19 protein-coding genes and 2 pseudogenes are annotated in these 14,737 nt (G+C 43.4%); 19 read left to right on the forward strand and 2 right to left on the reverse strand.

Features of this window, described 5'->3' with window-relative positions; all coding sequences use genetic code 11:
* From HWQ38_RS22140 to HWQ38_RS22195, 12 genes and pseudogenes are all read left to right on the forward strand, one after another.
* A pseudogene (locus HWQ38_RS22140) lies at window positions 1-473 on the forward strand (hypothetical protein); the annotation flags it as partial.
* A gap of 174 nt (window positions 474-647) precedes the next feature.
* Window positions 648-974: a hypothetical protein gene (locus HWQ38_RS22145; protein ID WP_292797833.1), complete on the forward strand. Its 327-nt coding sequence runs from the start codon at window positions 648-650 to the stop codon at window positions 972-974.
* Window positions 967-1,170, forward strand: a complete 204-nt coding sequence (locus tag HWQ38_RS22150) for a hypothetical protein (protein ID WP_292797835.1) — start codon at window positions 967-969, stop codon at window positions 1,168-1,170. Before HWQ38_RS22145 ends, HWQ38_RS22150 begins: the two co-directional genes overlap by 8 nt.
* A gap of 24 nt (window positions 1,171-1,194) precedes the next feature.
* Window positions 1,195-1,584 (forward strand): hypothetical protein, encoded by a 390-nt coding sequence (locus HWQ38_RS22155; protein ID WP_292797837.1) that lies wholly within the window; start codon window positions 1,195-1,197, stop codon window positions 1,582-1,584.
* Window positions 1,585-1,710: 126 nt separating this feature from the next.
* Window positions 1,711-2,541, forward strand: a complete 831-nt coding sequence (locus HWQ38_RS22160) for a hypothetical protein (RefSeq protein WP_292797839.1) — start codon at window positions 1,711-1,713, stop codon at window positions 2,539-2,541.
* Entirely contained in the window at window positions 2,499-2,846 is a 348-nt protein-coding gene (locus HWQ38_RS22165) for a hypothetical protein (protein ID WP_292797841.1), read from the forward strand. Before HWQ38_RS22160 ends, HWQ38_RS22165 begins: the two co-directional genes overlap by 43 nt.
* Window positions 2,843-3,241 carry a hypothetical protein gene (locus HWQ38_RS22170; protein ID WP_292797843.1) on the forward strand — a complete coding sequence of 133 codons (399 nt, stop codon included), beginning with the start codon at window positions 2,843-2,845 and terminating at the stop codon, window positions 3,239-3,241. Before HWQ38_RS22165 ends, HWQ38_RS22170 begins: the two co-directional genes overlap by 4 nt.
* Window positions 3,238-4,281: a DNA cytosine methyltransferase gene (locus HWQ38_RS22175; protein ID WP_292797846.1), complete on the forward strand. Its 1,044-nt coding sequence runs from the start codon at window positions 3,238-3,240 to the stop codon at window positions 4,279-4,281. Before HWQ38_RS22170 ends, HWQ38_RS22175 begins: the two co-directional genes overlap by 4 nt.
* Window positions 4,281-4,739: a DUF1392 domain-containing protein gene (locus HWQ38_RS22180; RefSeq protein ID WP_292797848.1), complete on the forward strand. Its 459-nt coding sequence runs from the start codon at window positions 4,281-4,283 to the stop codon at window positions 4,737-4,739. Before HWQ38_RS22175 ends, HWQ38_RS22180 begins: the two co-directional genes overlap by 1 nt.
* A 149-nt stretch (window positions 4,740-4,888) precedes the next feature.
* Window positions 4,889-5,620, forward strand: coding sequence for a BRO family protein (locus HWQ38_RS22185; protein WP_292797851.1), 732 nt, complete (start codon window positions 4,889-4,891; stop codon window positions 5,618-5,620).
* Between the two features lie 44 nt (window positions 5,621-5,664).
* Window positions 5,665-6,264, forward strand: a complete 600-nt coding sequence (locus HWQ38_RS22190; RefSeq protein ID WP_292797853.1) for an alpha-ketoglutarate-dependent dioxygenase AlkB — start codon at window positions 5,665-5,667, stop codon at window positions 6,262-6,264.
* Between the two features lie 229 nt (window positions 6,265-6,493).
* A complete protein-coding gene (locus tag HWQ38_RS22195) occupies window positions 6,494-9,712 on the forward strand; it encodes a plasmid replication protein, CyRepA1 family (protein ID WP_292797855.1) in 3,219 nt (1,072 codons plus the stop codon).
* Here HWQ38_RS22195 and HWQ38_RS22200 read toward each other — a convergent pair.
* A complete protein-coding gene (locus tag HWQ38_RS22200; protein ID WP_292797857.1) occupies window positions 9,709-10,665 on the reverse strand; it encodes a cytosolic protein in 957 nt (318 codons plus the stop codon). The genes HWQ38_RS22195 and HWQ38_RS22200 overlap by 4 nt on opposite strands.
* Window positions 10,666-10,734: 69 nt before the next feature.
* On the opposite strand from HWQ38_RS22200, the gene HWQ38_RS22205 reads away from it, so the two are divergent.
* From HWQ38_RS22205 to HWQ38_RS22235, 7 genes are all read left to right on the forward strand, one after another.
* A complete protein-coding gene (locus tag HWQ38_RS22205; protein WP_292797860.1) occupies window positions 10,735-11,463 on the forward strand; it encodes a hypothetical protein in 729 nt (242 codons plus the stop codon).
* Window positions 11,464-12,005: 542 nt separating this feature from the next.
* Window positions 12,006-12,326, forward strand: coding sequence for a helix-turn-helix domain-containing protein (locus tag HWQ38_RS22210; protein WP_292797862.1), 321 nt, complete (start codon window positions 12,006-12,008; stop codon window positions 12,324-12,326).
* An 88-nt stretch (window positions 12,327-12,414) separates the two neighbouring features.
* Window positions 12,415-12,648 carry a hypothetical protein gene (locus HWQ38_RS22215; RefSeq protein WP_292797863.1) on the forward strand — a complete coding sequence of 78 codons (234 nt, stop codon included), beginning with the start codon at window positions 12,415-12,417 and terminating at the stop codon, window positions 12,646-12,648.
* Window positions 12,649-12,778: 130 nt separating this feature from the next.
* A complete protein-coding gene (locus HWQ38_RS22220) occupies window positions 12,779-13,015 on the forward strand; it encodes a hypothetical protein (protein ID WP_292797865.1) in 237 nt (78 codons plus the stop codon).
* Between the two features lie 2 nt (window positions 13,016-13,017).
* Window positions 13,018-13,314: a VVA0879 family protein gene (locus HWQ38_RS22225; RefSeq protein WP_292797867.1), complete on the forward strand. Its 297-nt coding sequence runs from the start codon at window positions 13,018-13,020 to the stop codon at window positions 13,312-13,314.
* A 6-nt stretch (window positions 13,315-13,320) separates the two neighbouring features.
* Window positions 13,321-13,524: a hypothetical protein gene (locus HWQ38_RS22230; RefSeq protein ID WP_292797868.1), complete on the forward strand. Its 204-nt coding sequence runs from the start codon at window positions 13,321-13,323 to the stop codon at window positions 13,522-13,524.
* Window positions 13,521-14,126 (forward strand): MT-A70 family methyltransferase, encoded by a 606-nt coding sequence (locus tag HWQ38_RS22235; RefSeq protein ID WP_292797870.1) that lies wholly within the window; start codon window positions 13,521-13,523, stop codon window positions 14,124-14,126. Before HWQ38_RS22230 ends, HWQ38_RS22235 begins: the two co-directional genes overlap by 4 nt.
* A 67-nt stretch (window positions 14,127-14,193) precedes the next feature.
* On the opposite strand, the pseudogene HWQ38_RS22240 reads toward HWQ38_RS22235, so the two are convergent.
* Window positions 14,194-14,737: pseudogene (locus HWQ38_RS22240) on the reverse strand (cytosolic protein); the annotation flags it as partial.

Raw genomic sequence — 14,737 nt, forward strand, 5'->3', positions numbered from 1 at the left:
ACCACTTAACGCAACGCTGGGTAGTCATGGTCAACGGTAAAGAAGTATTTCGTGCTAACACTCTAATGCGTTGCGATCGCTTCATCTGCATTCACTACAAAGACGGCTCATTACCTGTGCAGGAGAAAGAAGCAACACCCCCCACGACCGAAAACCGAATCATGGCGCATATCTTCAACGAGTGCCAGAATTATGGGTTTGAAATTCTCGATGATGGCATTTACAACAACAACGGCGTGAAACTGGGGCAAGTCGGATGCACTGATGGTAACTGGTGGGTGAAGGAGGGTTGTTCAGACCAACAGCAGTATTCTAACTCGGTCTATGATGCTGTGCGCTCATTGTCGATGGTGGACGTGTTTACTGATGGTAAATCCATTTTTGATGAATATTTTTTAGAGCAACCCTTAGAACAGCTAACTGGCAATAAATTGCAACGGCTGCTGGAGAGAGCGGAGTTAGTCACAGCGTAATTAAGAAGTCAGAATCCAGGAGTCAGGAGTCAGTAAAGAAACAAAGAGCAGGGTGCAGAAGTTAATAAAATCTGCCTTCCTTTCTCCTCTTTTTCCCACCTCTTCCCGAAATTCTGACTTCTGAATTCTGACTCCTGAATTCTTCTCTCATTTTCCCTTCATTCACCAATCAATATGCAACCTACGATCTCAATCCCCCAACACTGGGGCTACCCTCGCTTTGCTTTGGAACAGCGTACACAAAACGGTATCATTTTGGGATTTTATTACTACCCAAACGGTACTGAATTAGCCGAGCAATGTGGTGAAGGTTGGCGTTATGCGCTGATGCCTAAGAAAAATTCTGATGAATTATTCCACTTTGAAGAGAATCAAATCAAACCCCTTTCTCCACAGGAATTATTCTTGCAGATACGCGCAGAGATTGAGTTTTATCAACAACAGATAGCAACTCTGCAACAACAGTTAGTCGCAATGACTGGAGGTTTCACAAATGCCTAAGACAGTTGATAACTACCTTGAACGTAGAGCTAATCATCTGCTGCGTTTGATTCGGCTTTGTGGCGGTTGTATTCCGTTACATCGTTTGCAATTGCAATTCTCGGATTCAGTGATTCAAACTCTGCTGGATAAAGAACTGGTGCAAGTACAGAACACTGGACGCGGCTTTTTCTTGGAGATTGCCGAGGATTTTTAACTCTTAATTGAAGAGGACACAATCATGAAACTTTACGCGAAGACCATTCCACAGACTTTACCCGATTGGGCAACCACCGTTACAAAGGGTGCAGATTTATTTGAGGTTGAAATTAACGATGAACACCCGAATTTTCAATCTTTACTTGAAGAGTTAGCCACGGAGATTGAACCAGGAACTTTTGGTGTAAAGGCAGAGGATTTATGTTCCAGGCTTGGCATAGAAATGTCTAACCCCAATCTCTGCCAATTACTTGAACAAGCCCAAACCCTGATATCCCTTATTGCTACGCACCCAGACTACAAACAACTACTGAACGAGGGATATAGCCCTGACTTAAACATTGCTGATGCAAGCACTGCCCTAACTTATCTCCAATGGGAGCTAGACCGGAATCGAGAAACTTCTGATTAGTACAAAAGCGTTCACTTGAATAAGTGCCGCTTATTCAAGTGAACGCACGGAAGTTTCTCTCCCGCTACAGAATTCCCATTATTACACACAGAACACCAATCAATGAAACTTTAATCGAGGTGAAACATGACTGCTGAAATCAAATTAGGTTTATGCAACCCTCCCGAACCCATCTATTTATATGTCAATCAAGGGGAAGTAGATGGGGAATCTTACGTTTGGTACAAGTTCGATATCAGTCAGGATAAGAAAATACCCGTGACTCAAAGAGCGTTAACTGGGTATCTAGCTGAACTCCGCCTAACGACTAAAGAATTCAAAGGAAAGGACAATCTCAAACTTGATATTGTTGTCAGTGCTGATGAACTTTACGTCGTCAGAACTGGTATTGAAACCAATTTCGCCAAAAGCTTCCTTTTAGCTGCCTCATTAGTCCAAGATTTTTCTAAGCCACTGATTATCGTTGCAAATGCTGGTGACGAAAACACGGTTTTTTGCAATCTTTATGATGCTGCAAGCAAAACCAAAATTTACAGGGAATGGAGTAGAGATTTGGATTGGGCAACAATCATTCGTGACATTCAAATTTTATTAGTTGGGAATTCCTCAACTACTCCATCCACGCCAAAACTTAGCGTAGTTCCTCAACCAGTACACCCCCAGGATTTACGAGTTAAAAATATCCGCACCTTGCTTGATTATCCTCTTGATTTGGTCAGAGAGTGGTTGCAATTTCAGGATGTTGACCGCCCAAGTCTACTTTATATTACCAAGATTAATGAACTGGTAAAAACAATGTGTTTGGCTTGGGCAGCAGACAAGTGCGAGTATCCCAATCATGCTGAATCTTCGTATCAAAATCAAGTTGTTGATGCCGTTGCTAGCGGTGCTGATGAGTTAACAGCAATCAACGCATGGATACAACAGTTGCAAACGGCAAAGACTGGGGCAGGCTGAACCGGAATTTAGAAGTCGGAAGTCAGAATAATTCTGGCTTCTCATTTATTCAAATTACCAAACAGGAATTACCCATGAGAGTCATCGTTACAGTAGTCGAAAAAATCATTAGTGAAGCCCATATTGATATCCCTGATTGGCTGGATCAATCTGTAATCAAGCAGCACATCGTAGACCGCTACAACACTGGGGGAATGCAGACTGAGATGAACATCTTCCAAGTAGATTTTGAATCTATCAGCGCTCGGATTGTCAAAGAACATTCTGATACTAAATCTGCATCAATAGGGGAGGTGAGATTATGAGTATCAAATGGACTGATGAAGAACTCGCAATTATTGAGGCGAAAGCTGAAGTCTACACAGTAAAACAAATAGCTTCAATCTTCAAAAGACGAGGATATCAACGCACACCAATTGCAATTTATCTGAAGTTAAATAGCTTAGGTTATTCCGCACGCCCCACGCTTGATAATTATAGCTGTCAGGAAATTGCTCAAGTTCTTCAATTGAATTTCTCAACTGTTACAAGATGGGTAAAACGAGGATGGCTTCAAGCTACAAAACGTTCTGCTAGACATTATCAAATTCGGAAATGGCATCTCAAACAATTTCTTGACCATCCGCCCCAATCAATTAAAAAACGTATTACCTCTCTTGATCCAGAAGCCATTAATTACTTATTAGGGAGACGCGCATGATTGACCCAATCACTCCCTTTAAAACTCAAAAAGTCCTTGACCTTTGTTCTGGTATTGGCGGCTTCACCCTCGGTCATTTGATTAGCGGTGGTTTTGAAACTGTGGCATTTTGCGAAATCAACGAATATTGCCAGCAGGTGTTAAGTCTACGCTTCCCACAAATTCCAATTATTCCAGACATTCATGATATTACAACTGAGTCTCTTGCAAGAGTCGGAGTTAGAGAAGTTGACGGTATCATCGCCGGACTCCCCTGCCCTCCCTTTAGCCTCGCCGGAAAACGCCTTGCATCCCTTGACTCGCGCAACCTGTTCGGAGAGTTCTTTAGAATCATTTGCGAGGTTCGACCACAGTGGGCGATTGTGGAAAACGTACCCGGACTGCTTACTGCTGAAGGCGGTGAATTTTTCCGTGCCCTACTGTGGCAGTTTGCCCAGATGGGGTTCGATGTCGAATGGGGAGTGCTTTCAGCTTACGCAGTGGGAGCCGTCCACAAACGGGAGCGTGTCTGGATCATTGCTACCAACTCCCAAAGCGCAGGATGGCAATCACCCCGGAATTGCTACCCACAAGCCGGGACAGACGCTGCACCTGTCGGCGGCGGTGATGCTACCCACACCAATTGCTGGCGACTGGAAAAGCGGCAGCCCCTACCAATTGAACAAACAGCGTCCGCCCAATCTCAAGGATGTAGCCGCCGGATTGGATACAGCCACTTCTCGCGCCCTCAACCCTCATTTCGTGGAGGCAATGATCGGTGTACCGCTCTTCTGGACAGATGTATCGTCACCCACAGAGAAATTGACGATTGGCTCACCGCAGCCACAATCCCCACTTTCAATCGGCTCAGTCGTGGCGAGATTACAGCACTTCCGGCAGATAGCCAAAAAGAATATCGCCAACTCTATGCAGAATACCAAAGCCTCAGAAGACAACACAAACAACAGTTGATGGCTTTAGGTAATGCCATTGTCCCCCAATGCGCTGCACTAATTTTTGAACGTCTGAAAAGAATTTTATCTCAACAACAGAAAAACTAATGATTGACCACATTAACGCACTTCAAACAAGTTGGTATCTTTCCCCTCCTTGGGGCAAAACAATTCCACCTATTGCAGTTAATTTACTGGAGAGAGTTTTCCTGCGAACCACGAGAACTTTTGGCTACTGCTGCGGTATGCAATGGAAACACGAATGTTGGATTTATTCAATTGATTGCCGTAATGAAATACTCCACGCCACACAAAACCAAATCATCGGAACTGGAGAATTAGAACCGATCACTGTGCAAAAACCTGCTTTCGTTCTGGGGCAAAGAGTGATCCTCTGTTCTCATGATAAAGGAACAAAACAGCGTCTCATTTTAGGGATTGCGCTGGTGAATAATTCTTGGTTTTACGTTGTTGAATTGATGTCGCCAACGTTAACTCAATCAATGACTATATCCAATCGTTTCTCATTAGTCGGTGAAAAAAGTTTGATGCGGGTAAATGTTTGATTCTTTCTAATCACACAACGAAAAACTATGTTGCTTCTCAAAATTGCCGAAATCATCGAACAGATATCTCTAGAGATTCAGATCCACCCACACTCTTGGGGCAAGTAGCACAGCCGGTTCACATATCAAAAACTCAGAGGAAGTGAAGTATGGATGCAATTATAAAGCGTGAAAATCAGCCAAGCCCATTTGACCAAATCAAGCAGGTTGATACAGATGGCAATGAGTATTGGTTAGCTCGTGAATTAATGCCCATATTGGGATATCAGCAATGGCGACAATTTGACGATGCAGTATCTAGAGCGATCGCAGCTTGCGAAAATATAGAGCAAGAGAGCGAAAAACACTTTTTGCGTCTGACCGCAAAAAGTACCGGAGGTAGACCTAGAGACGATTTCAAACTCAGTCGCTATGGTTGCTATTTAACCGCGATGAATGGTGATCCACGAAAACCAGAGATAGCAGCAGCGCAAAGTTATTTTGTTGTGAAAACGCGAGAGGCTGAAACCCAAACCCAGTTAAAAGCCATGACTCAAATACAGTTACTCGCCGCTCTAGCACAACAATTGGCAGAGCAAGAACAGCATTTACTCCAACAACAACAGCAACAGACCGAAATTTTGCACCGACTAAAAGCTGTTGAAGTTGAGCAAGATAGGGTAAATACCCCATGCGGGCATAAATATAGTGTTGTTGGATTTGCCAATCTTCAAGGTTTAGAAATCTCGGTAAAAGAAGCGGGTACTAAAGGTCGAAAGGCAAGCGCATTGTGCCGAAAACAGGGAATAGAAATAGAGCGCATTCATGATCCACGTTTTGGAAAAGTTGGTTTGTATCCAGAAAGTGTGTTGATTGAGGTTTTCTCTACTGGTCAAAACTAACAGCAACTCCTTCAGCACACATTCAATAGTAGGAGAAAAACACCATGCAACAACTCAATTTGTTTCCTGAATCTTCACCAGTTTTACCCGTCAGTTATTACCCCGATTTCTTAAATCTTGAACAAGCAAATGAACTTTATCAACACTGCTTAAAACTGGAGTGGCAGCAGAATCAAATCAGGATCGCGGGTAAAACAATGCCCGTCCCCCGCTTGGAATGCCTGTACGGTGACAAAGGCTGTGATTACCTATACTCGAACAGCGTATTTTTGAAACCCCTTACTTGGACAAACAATCTGGCTAACTTGCGGGACAGAATCACTGCGCTAACTGGCTATAAGTTCCGCATCGTCATTGGTAATCAATACTGCACTGGCCAGGATTCGATTGGTTGGCACGCTGACAACGAACCATCGATGGGATTTAACCCTGCAATTGCATCAGTCAGCTTGGGGTCATGTCGCAAATTCCAAATCAAACCCATCGGCGGCAGACCAACAGACTTCTGGCTCGAACATGGGAGTTTGCTTGTGATGCACCCAAGCTGTCAGTCTACACATCTGCATCAGGTTCCCAAGACCAACAAAGTCGTTAGCACACGTATTAATCTCACATTTCGACCACACACCGGGGGCGGGAGATGATTCTGACAAGTCCAGTGATCATGTAAAATGACAGTCTCTTAGTTCATGTGTACTAATTAATCCGGTTAAAAAGCAGTCAATAGGACGAAAAAAACAACTACCAATACAAGTCCTGTTGATTGCTGAACTGAAAACGACGGTTTTTTAACCTGTAGCTGCGTAACTAACAGCAAAGGCGGTATAGCTCAATACCCCAAGCTTTGCATTGCTTAAAAATATTGGAGGGGACATGAATTTCCAAACTGATTCTCAAGCAAAACATTTAACTGAATGGCGGGGCAGTGGGGTTGACGAAGAAATCTTTCAGCTGAATGCGCGATCGCTCTACGGCACAACACCTTACGAATATCTTCTCTACAGTCCCAAAATCTCCCGTCGCAATGATGGGCGCTTACGAGACAGAGACTTGAAGAAATACCAGCACATTGAACTAGGCGGCTGGTGGTGCAATGGCGTTGACCCCCTCAACAACTACGTCCTAATGATGTGGGGCTGCTTCAAACCAGACTTCCCTCGACGCGATCGCCAGAAAATCCACAAGTTCATCAAGTACGAACATCCATATAGAGAAGAAACACGCGTTTTCTTCCTGTTAGTGCCAAATCGCATCTGGGTAAAAGTTTCCCTACGTTGCGGTATCCCCATCACCGAAGAAGATTTACAGCACCCTGGCGGTTTCTGGCACTGGGTTTGGCTGCACAACGTACCAGTGACAATCGTGGAAGGTGTCAAAAAAGCGGGGGCATTACTGACTGCTGGTTATGCTGCGATCGCAACTCCGGGAGTAAACGCAGGATACCGCACTCCCCAAGATGAGTACGGTACTGCCATCGGTAAACCATTCCTGATTCCCGACTTGAAACATTTCGCAACACAGGGCAGACAGGTCAACATTTGCTTTGACCAGGACAACAAGCCCGAAACTGTACAGCGAGTCAGAACCGCTATCAGTCGTATGGGACGGCTGCTGGTAAATGAGGGTTGTTCGCTGCGAGTTATTGATTTACCTTTTGGACAAGAGAAAGGGGTTGATGATTTTATCGTCGCCAAGGGAAAAGAAGCATTTGACGCACTGTACAATACGGCTGTTGAACTCCAATTGTGGGAGATTAAGCTGTTTACTCTGCTGACTTACCCGCCAGCGATCGCTCTTAATCAACGATTCCTCGGACAGCTTCTCGTCCCGGAAGGTGAAAAGCTGATTATCCTCAAAGCTCCTAAAGGCTCTGGTAAAACCCAATGGCTGTCTACTGAGGTAGCGAAGGCGCATGACCAGGGGAGACGGGTATTAATTATCACCCATCGGATTCAACTTGGAGAGGCATTATGCGATCGCTTTGGAGTGAATTATGTCACAGAAGTTCACGGCTCCGAAACAGGCGATTTGTTAGGATACGGGGTATGTGTTGATTCGTTACATCAGCAGAGTCAGGCGCGATTCAACCCTAATGACTGGGCAAATGATGTCATAATTATTGATGAATGTGACCAAGTTTTCTGGCATCTGCTTAACTCTGGAACGGAAGTGCAAAAGCGTCGGGTGTCAGTTCTCAAAAACCTCAAGCAACTGATTCAGAATGTTTTGGGTAGCGAACACGGTAAGATTTATCTTTCTTCTGCTGATGTTTCCGATACTGATGTGAAATACGTTCTTTCAATGGCTGGAGAATGTCGGGTTAATCCATTCGTCATCGTCAACAACTATCGGCACATAGCCGGAAACTGCTACAACTATTCTGGGAGTAACCCGAAAAATCTCATAGCCGCACTCGACAAAGCCATTGCCAAAGGTGGGCATCATTTACTCTGCTGTTCTGCTCAAAAAGCCAAATCCAAATGGGGAACGCAAGCTTTGGAAGAACGATTCCGCCGCAAATTCCCACATTTACGGATTCTGCGAATTGACAGCGAATCTGTTGCTGACCCCTCTCATGCGGCTTTCGGCTGTATCGCTCACTTGAACGAAATTCTGACCCAGTACGATTTGGTTATCGCCTCTCCAAGTCTTGAAACTGGGGTATCTATCGACATTCAAGGACATTTTGATGGTGTTTGGGGGATTTTTCAGGGAGTGCAGCCGGTTAACTCTGTGCGGCAGATGTTGGCACGGCTGAGGGAAACTGTTGACCGTCACATTTGGGTGAGAGAGTGGGGGATGTCGGTTGTGGGCAATGGCTCTACATCCATCGGAGGATTGCTCAGAAGTCAACATGTCGCAACACAGGCTAACATTGCGCTGTTGTCGGCGGCGGATAATGATGACTACAGCTTTATTGACCAGAACTTCCAGCCAGAGTCATTGCAGACTTGGGGTAAGCGTGGTTCTGTGATTAACGTTGAAATGCGGCGCTATCGAGAATCGGTGCTTGCAGGTTTGGTCGAGGATGGTTACACCATTATTGATGCCGACGATGCATCGGATGATGAGAGTGGGGCTGTAATCGAGTCGGTTAAAGCGGCAAGTGAGCAATTGTATACTGCGGAGTGTGAAGCGATCGCGGATTCTCCAACCATCTCTGATGCCGAACTCAAGAAGCTGCAAGACACAAGGGCGAAAACCAAAACTGAACGACACCAGCAGCGCAAGGCTGAATTGTCCCGTCGCTATGAAGTTGAAGTTACGCCTGATTTGGTCGAGAAAGATGACGATGGGTGGTATCCTCAACTGCGGATGCACTATTATTTGACACTGGGACGGGAATTTCTGACGAACCGTGATATTAAACGGGCTAAGGCGCAGTTAGAATTGGGGCAGAATTCGATTTGGAAACCAGATTTTAACAAGGGGCAGATGTTGTCATCGGTGCTGTTGTTAGAAGAACTGAATCTGTTGCAGTTGCTTACGCCTGGGGAACGGTTACGCTCTTCTGACGAGGCAATGCAGGAATTTAAAGCACTGGCACTAAAGCATCGGTATGTTATCAAGAATTACCTGAATGTCAGTATCTCGGAAAAACTGACCCCAATAGCGATCGCACAGAAATTACTTGCCAAGATTGATTTGAAGTTGAATTATGTTGGTCGGTTGGGTAAGCGTGAAAATCGGGAGTGCGTCTATCGGTTTGTCCCGCCTGATGATCAGCGTGATTCGATTTTTGGACAGTGGCTCAATCGGGATGAAGTATTTCTTAGTGAGTCTGTGTCAGTCACGAACAATATAGAATTACAAACACCAGGTATTGACACGGAATCTCTTGACAATTCCCAAACATTTACCCAGGAAGATCCTGAAGTCCAAGGATGGAAGGGGTTACACCTAAAGCTGCGCCAAGGACTCGGCAGTGTTGGACACTTCTACCAACAGCTGGTTTCCCAGCTTGGTGAGGCTGTTGGGGTGGCTGATGGGGAGCCTTACTGGAATGCATATCTTGGGCAGTGGCAAGTTTGGGTTAAGTTTGCAGACGAGTGTAGGTCTGTGGTCTGTGATTGGTTGGTGGTGGTTGGCTAATCTGGTTGGGTGTCTGTTGTGGGTGACTGGTAAATTTGGCGCAATTCTTCAATTGTGCTGGCTGCTTCCAGTCCTGTAAGAACTGCTCTCAATTGCTCCACACCCTCAATTGTTGAAATTTCTGGTAATAGGCTTGACCCATCCGTACCAAATTTCAGTTTTAAACCCAATTTAATCCCTTCTAACAATCCCTGACGAATACCACTGCGCTCAAAAGAAGTAACATACTGCATACGTTGCTCTGACTCCAATTGCTCTACTTCAAAAAGAAACTCTCGTTCTAAATCTAATGGTAGCGTTAGCATCCAGTCTATAAAAGCCAATAAATTTAGAATATCCTGACGCTCAAATCCTTGGTTATACAGTCGTCGCACTAAAGCCAGCTTGGATTGCTTGCGCTGTAACCTATCATTACGGGTTTCTAATGCCGCTAAGTGTGCCATTACTACTGTAGCAAACGGGTTACGACTAGCTTCTAATTCAGACTGTCTTTGTTGATAGTCTATCAGTTTGATCACTGGAAATTGAAAATTCACACTACAACCGAACAACTCATAACCAAACTGATTCGGTCGCCAGTTGGCACGTTCATCACCTAACACTGCCAAAGATACCACTGGACGTTTATATCTATCATAGATTCGATAGTTGTAGGTGTACATTCTTCTCCCAAAGTTCGACTCTTCCTGGGATTGGATTTCCACATGAATCAATACCCAGGTTTCTGAACCATCTTTGAGATAAATTTTTACGAGCTTATCTGCCAGATGTTTCCCCAGTTCGGCATCACGAACCACCTGCTCCAATTCTTTATCCAAGAACTCTGGTTGTTTTGTCCAATCTATTTGCTCATGTGCTTGGGGAAAGAAGAACAGCATGAAGTCTTCAAAATACAGTTGTAGTATCTGTTTCCACGGGCTATCAAATTCTGTCTGCGGATTTTCATCAATCATGTTGTCAAGCTGAAACTAAAATATTAATATAGTACATTATTACTAGAGAACTTGAGCAAATTAATTATCATGTTGCAAGTAGTCAGACAAATTAAAGAACGCAGTAAAGTTAAGCTCAAACGGAAAGATATTAAATACGAGCTTTGGCGTTTGGATGATGGTGAATTTAGAAAACTTCGGCAAAAAAGCCTTCCCATTAAAGATGACTATATGTTTTATATGCACTTTTATCTTTCCGAACGTGAGAACAAAAATAAACTCAATTTGGCTGAATTATATGTCTGTTTAACGCACTTATTTGGTGATAGCAGTGATTGGATTGACGATTGTCAAGGTACTTTTTCTTTTCCAGTATTATTGGTTTTAGAAAAAGCACAAGGCAGATTCTTCTATTTAATTAATATTTATGATAATAGGGGTACACTGTATATTAGCTTTTACAGGGTTCTGGACGCTGAGGTAGAAGGTTATGATACTCAAATACTTCGTGAACCTTTTGAAATAGAATTTTCTCGCCAAGAAATCAACTATTTCATCAGCTATTTTTATGGTTATCTTGAGGGCTGTTTTGAAAGTAGAAGACTCTTGATACTATCTGAGCAGTTTTTCAAGAAGATTGGTTCTGAGTATATCCTTTATGGCTATAAAGATGAGCATTATTTTGAGGAAAAATACCAATCTCAATCAGCATATCTTGCAGCTATTGAAAGTTTAGAGTCAATTGGTATTAGTTCCATAAGTTCACAGAATATCAATAATATTTTGCAAACCATAACTAGCGAAATAATCGACAATTGACTCATTACATTACGACAATACTACGCTTTTAATGAATTAGAGCAAAATAGATGAAACAAGTAGTTAGACAAATTCGGGAACGTATTAAAGTTGAACTTGAATTAAACAATATTAAATATGAACTTTGGAGACTAGACGATGCTGAATACAGACTACTCAAAGTAAATAGTATTGATATTAAACATAATTTTACCCTGCCCTAATTCTCGAAAAAATCCTCGCTCTGATCGCCACCCATCTCAACGTTGAGCCAGTGGAGCTTGTGCTGATTACTACAGGCGAACATAATTCTTCATTCTGGTTAGTTGCACCCCATAAGCATTTTGCATTGTAGTTAGCTCCAAGAGATTCAATAGGGTTGCTGTTCTACGAACGCCGATACGCCTAGTTATCCCTACATCTCTCATCTTTCTAAAGAACAAAATATGGATGACATAGCAAAGAATTGCCTACGACAGGTGGGTACACCATCGTACTGGCTCAATTTCTGCTACTAATAGTGGCAGAGAACTATTGTAATTGTCAACCAAATATTGCAGAATATGGGCAGTCGGGAAGAGATAGAAGAGGTCGTAATGATACCACTAAGTGAAGTGGGTTCTATTAGATGGACAGAGCAACGCAGTCAAAAACTGCGTTCATTGCGTGGCAATATGCCATTGGTAAGTTTGTCCAAAAAGCTAAAAGAGCATGGTGTTGATATCTCTCGCCAGTATTTAAACAAGATGGAAACCGAGTTAGAAGTCAAAGGGGCAACCCCTGAGATGATCGTTGGGTTATGTAAAGTATTTGGCTGTAGCTTGGCTGAATTATTATGTTTGAAATCAACCAAAATCGTGCAACTAGGGGTTGACGAAATGTAACTAAAAGTTGCAGAATATTTGTAAGGTCAAAGGAAAGCAAATTGCTTTTCCCAAAACGCTTTCATAATTAGCAGTACATTACCCACAGTTGGGCGACACCGAACAGCCCGATGTTCGCAGAGCGTCTCCAATAGAAGGCTCACTCCAAGAAACGCGATTGGTTAACAGTGTGCAACAGCCGATCTATGTTTACGCTTGTCACGATCCGGCTGTTGCGGCTGGGTTGACCAAAGCTATAGAAGAGTTCTTTGCTCACCCTAGCCCTGGTGCAGCGCTAAGGCAGGCAGGTGCTTTCTCAAAGAAAGCTGTAGTTACTGCTTGATGGTCATCGGTCATTGGTCATTAGATATTGGTCATTGGTCATTAGATATTGGTTAAGCAGAGCGATCGCCGAGTCATCAAGAATTAAAACTTTTACAACAAAGGTAAATTCTACCTTGAGGGGAAAGGATATGGAACTTGGAATTTTTCAAAAAGACGCACTCATTGAAAAACTAGCTAAGAAATTCTACGCAATTCAAGGCTATGTAGTCCGCGAAAGCTACCGGATGCAATCAGCTACGCATCCAGCAGAAAGGGCGTGTGTGGCTATGGCTTTGTTTGCTATTCAAGAATTTGAATCCATCGAAGATGAATGTTCAGATGAGGAGGTGGAGGAAGACGAAGAATTAGAAAATGAGGAGGATTAAATATGAATAAAGAACAGTGGCTAACTCTTGGAAAAACACTATTTGGACAAGACAAGATGCAATGGAAGTTTAAGTGTCCATATTGCGGTCACATTGCTTCTGTCCAAGATTACAAAAAAGCTGGCGCTCCATCTTCTGCCGCAGGATTTTCTTGTGTAGGACGATGGATGCCAGTTTGTAAAGATGCTTTCGATGATAAGGATAAGCGCAAGATTCCTTGTAATTACGCTGGCGGCGGATTAATTCAAATTAATCCCGTTGATGTTGATGGAATTAAAGTTTTTGAATTCGGAGTTTAAATTCTCATGAAACTTATTGTTCAAGTAGTAGAAAAAATCATTAGCGAAGCCCACATTCACATTCCTGATGAACTCACGGAAGATGCAATCAGACAGCACATCGTTGGACTTTATAACAGTGGCGAAATAACTCCTAATTTAAACATATTTCAGGTTGATTTTGAATCCATCAGCGCAACGATTGTTCAACAACCGCAGGAGATAGCATGAGACTCACAACTCTACAAGGCCATTACCAGTGCATTGTTATAGATCCTCCCTGGTTCTACAGACTTCGTTCTAAAGACAAAACTCACCGCAACCGCATCCCCTATCAACCAATGCGGACTGAGGAAATTCTGGCTCTGCCCATTCCCGAATTATGCGGGAGCAATGGCTGTATCCTCTGGCTCTGGTTTACGAACAATCACATGGTCGAAGCGGCTCAATGTTTACAGGTATGGGGATTTGAACTCAAAACCATCCTGACTTGGGAAAAAGTTACCAAAGATGGCACTAAAACACATCTTGGGGTGGGACATTGGCTGCGAAACTCGACCGAACATTGCGCTTTGGCTGTTCGTGGGAATGTCAAAGCTTTCTCTGGACGAACACTCACAAACGAGTCAAGCATTTTACACTCACCCCGCCGTGAGCATTCACGTAAGCCCGAACAGTTTTTTGAACTTGTAGAAAAGCTGTGTCCTGATATGACTAAGCTGGAGATGTTCGCACGTTCGTCTAGAGTTGGCTGGGATTGTTGGGGTGATGAGGCTCTGAAGTTTGATCAGCCTGTTGAGCAGAGTCAGCAAGATATTTCCTTAACTGCCTAACTAAGGAATAATTTAGGCACTAAAAGTCTATGCTCACCTGGAAAATCCAATACCAAGCTCTTAAATACTAATTTTCTGTGGGAGTGTCGGTTGTTGGCTGATACAAGGAGCGCAATTGTTCTAAGTTACTGGCCGTCTCTAGTCCCGTAAGAACTGCTCTTAATTGCTCGACATCTTCAATTCTGGAAATTTCTGGTAGTAGGCTTAAACCCTCAGTACCAAATTTTAGTTTTAAACCAACTGCAATCCCTTCTAATAAAGATTCCATTCTGGCAATTCGCTCAAATGATGTCATGTACTGCATAGACTGTTGTGCCTCCAGTTGTTCTACTTCCCTTTTAAATTCTCGTTCTAAATCTAATGGTAATGTCAACATCCAATCAATAAAACCTAACAAATTCAGAATAGCTTCGCGCTCAAACCCCTGCTCGTACAACCTACGCGCTAAAGCTAATTTCTGCTGCTTACGTTGTAACCTGTCACCACGGGTTTGTATTGCTGCCAAATGAGCCATGACCACCGTAGCAAACGGATTATGGCTCTCTTCAAGCTCCGGCAACCTTTGTTGATAGTCTAGCAGCTTGATCACAGGAAACTGAAAATCAACCGTA

Origin of the sequence: Nostoc sp. NMS7 (genome assembly GCF_017115085.1) — a bacterium.
Lineage (GTDB): Bacteria > Cyanobacteriota > Cyanobacteriia > Cyanobacteriales > Nostocaceae > Nostoc.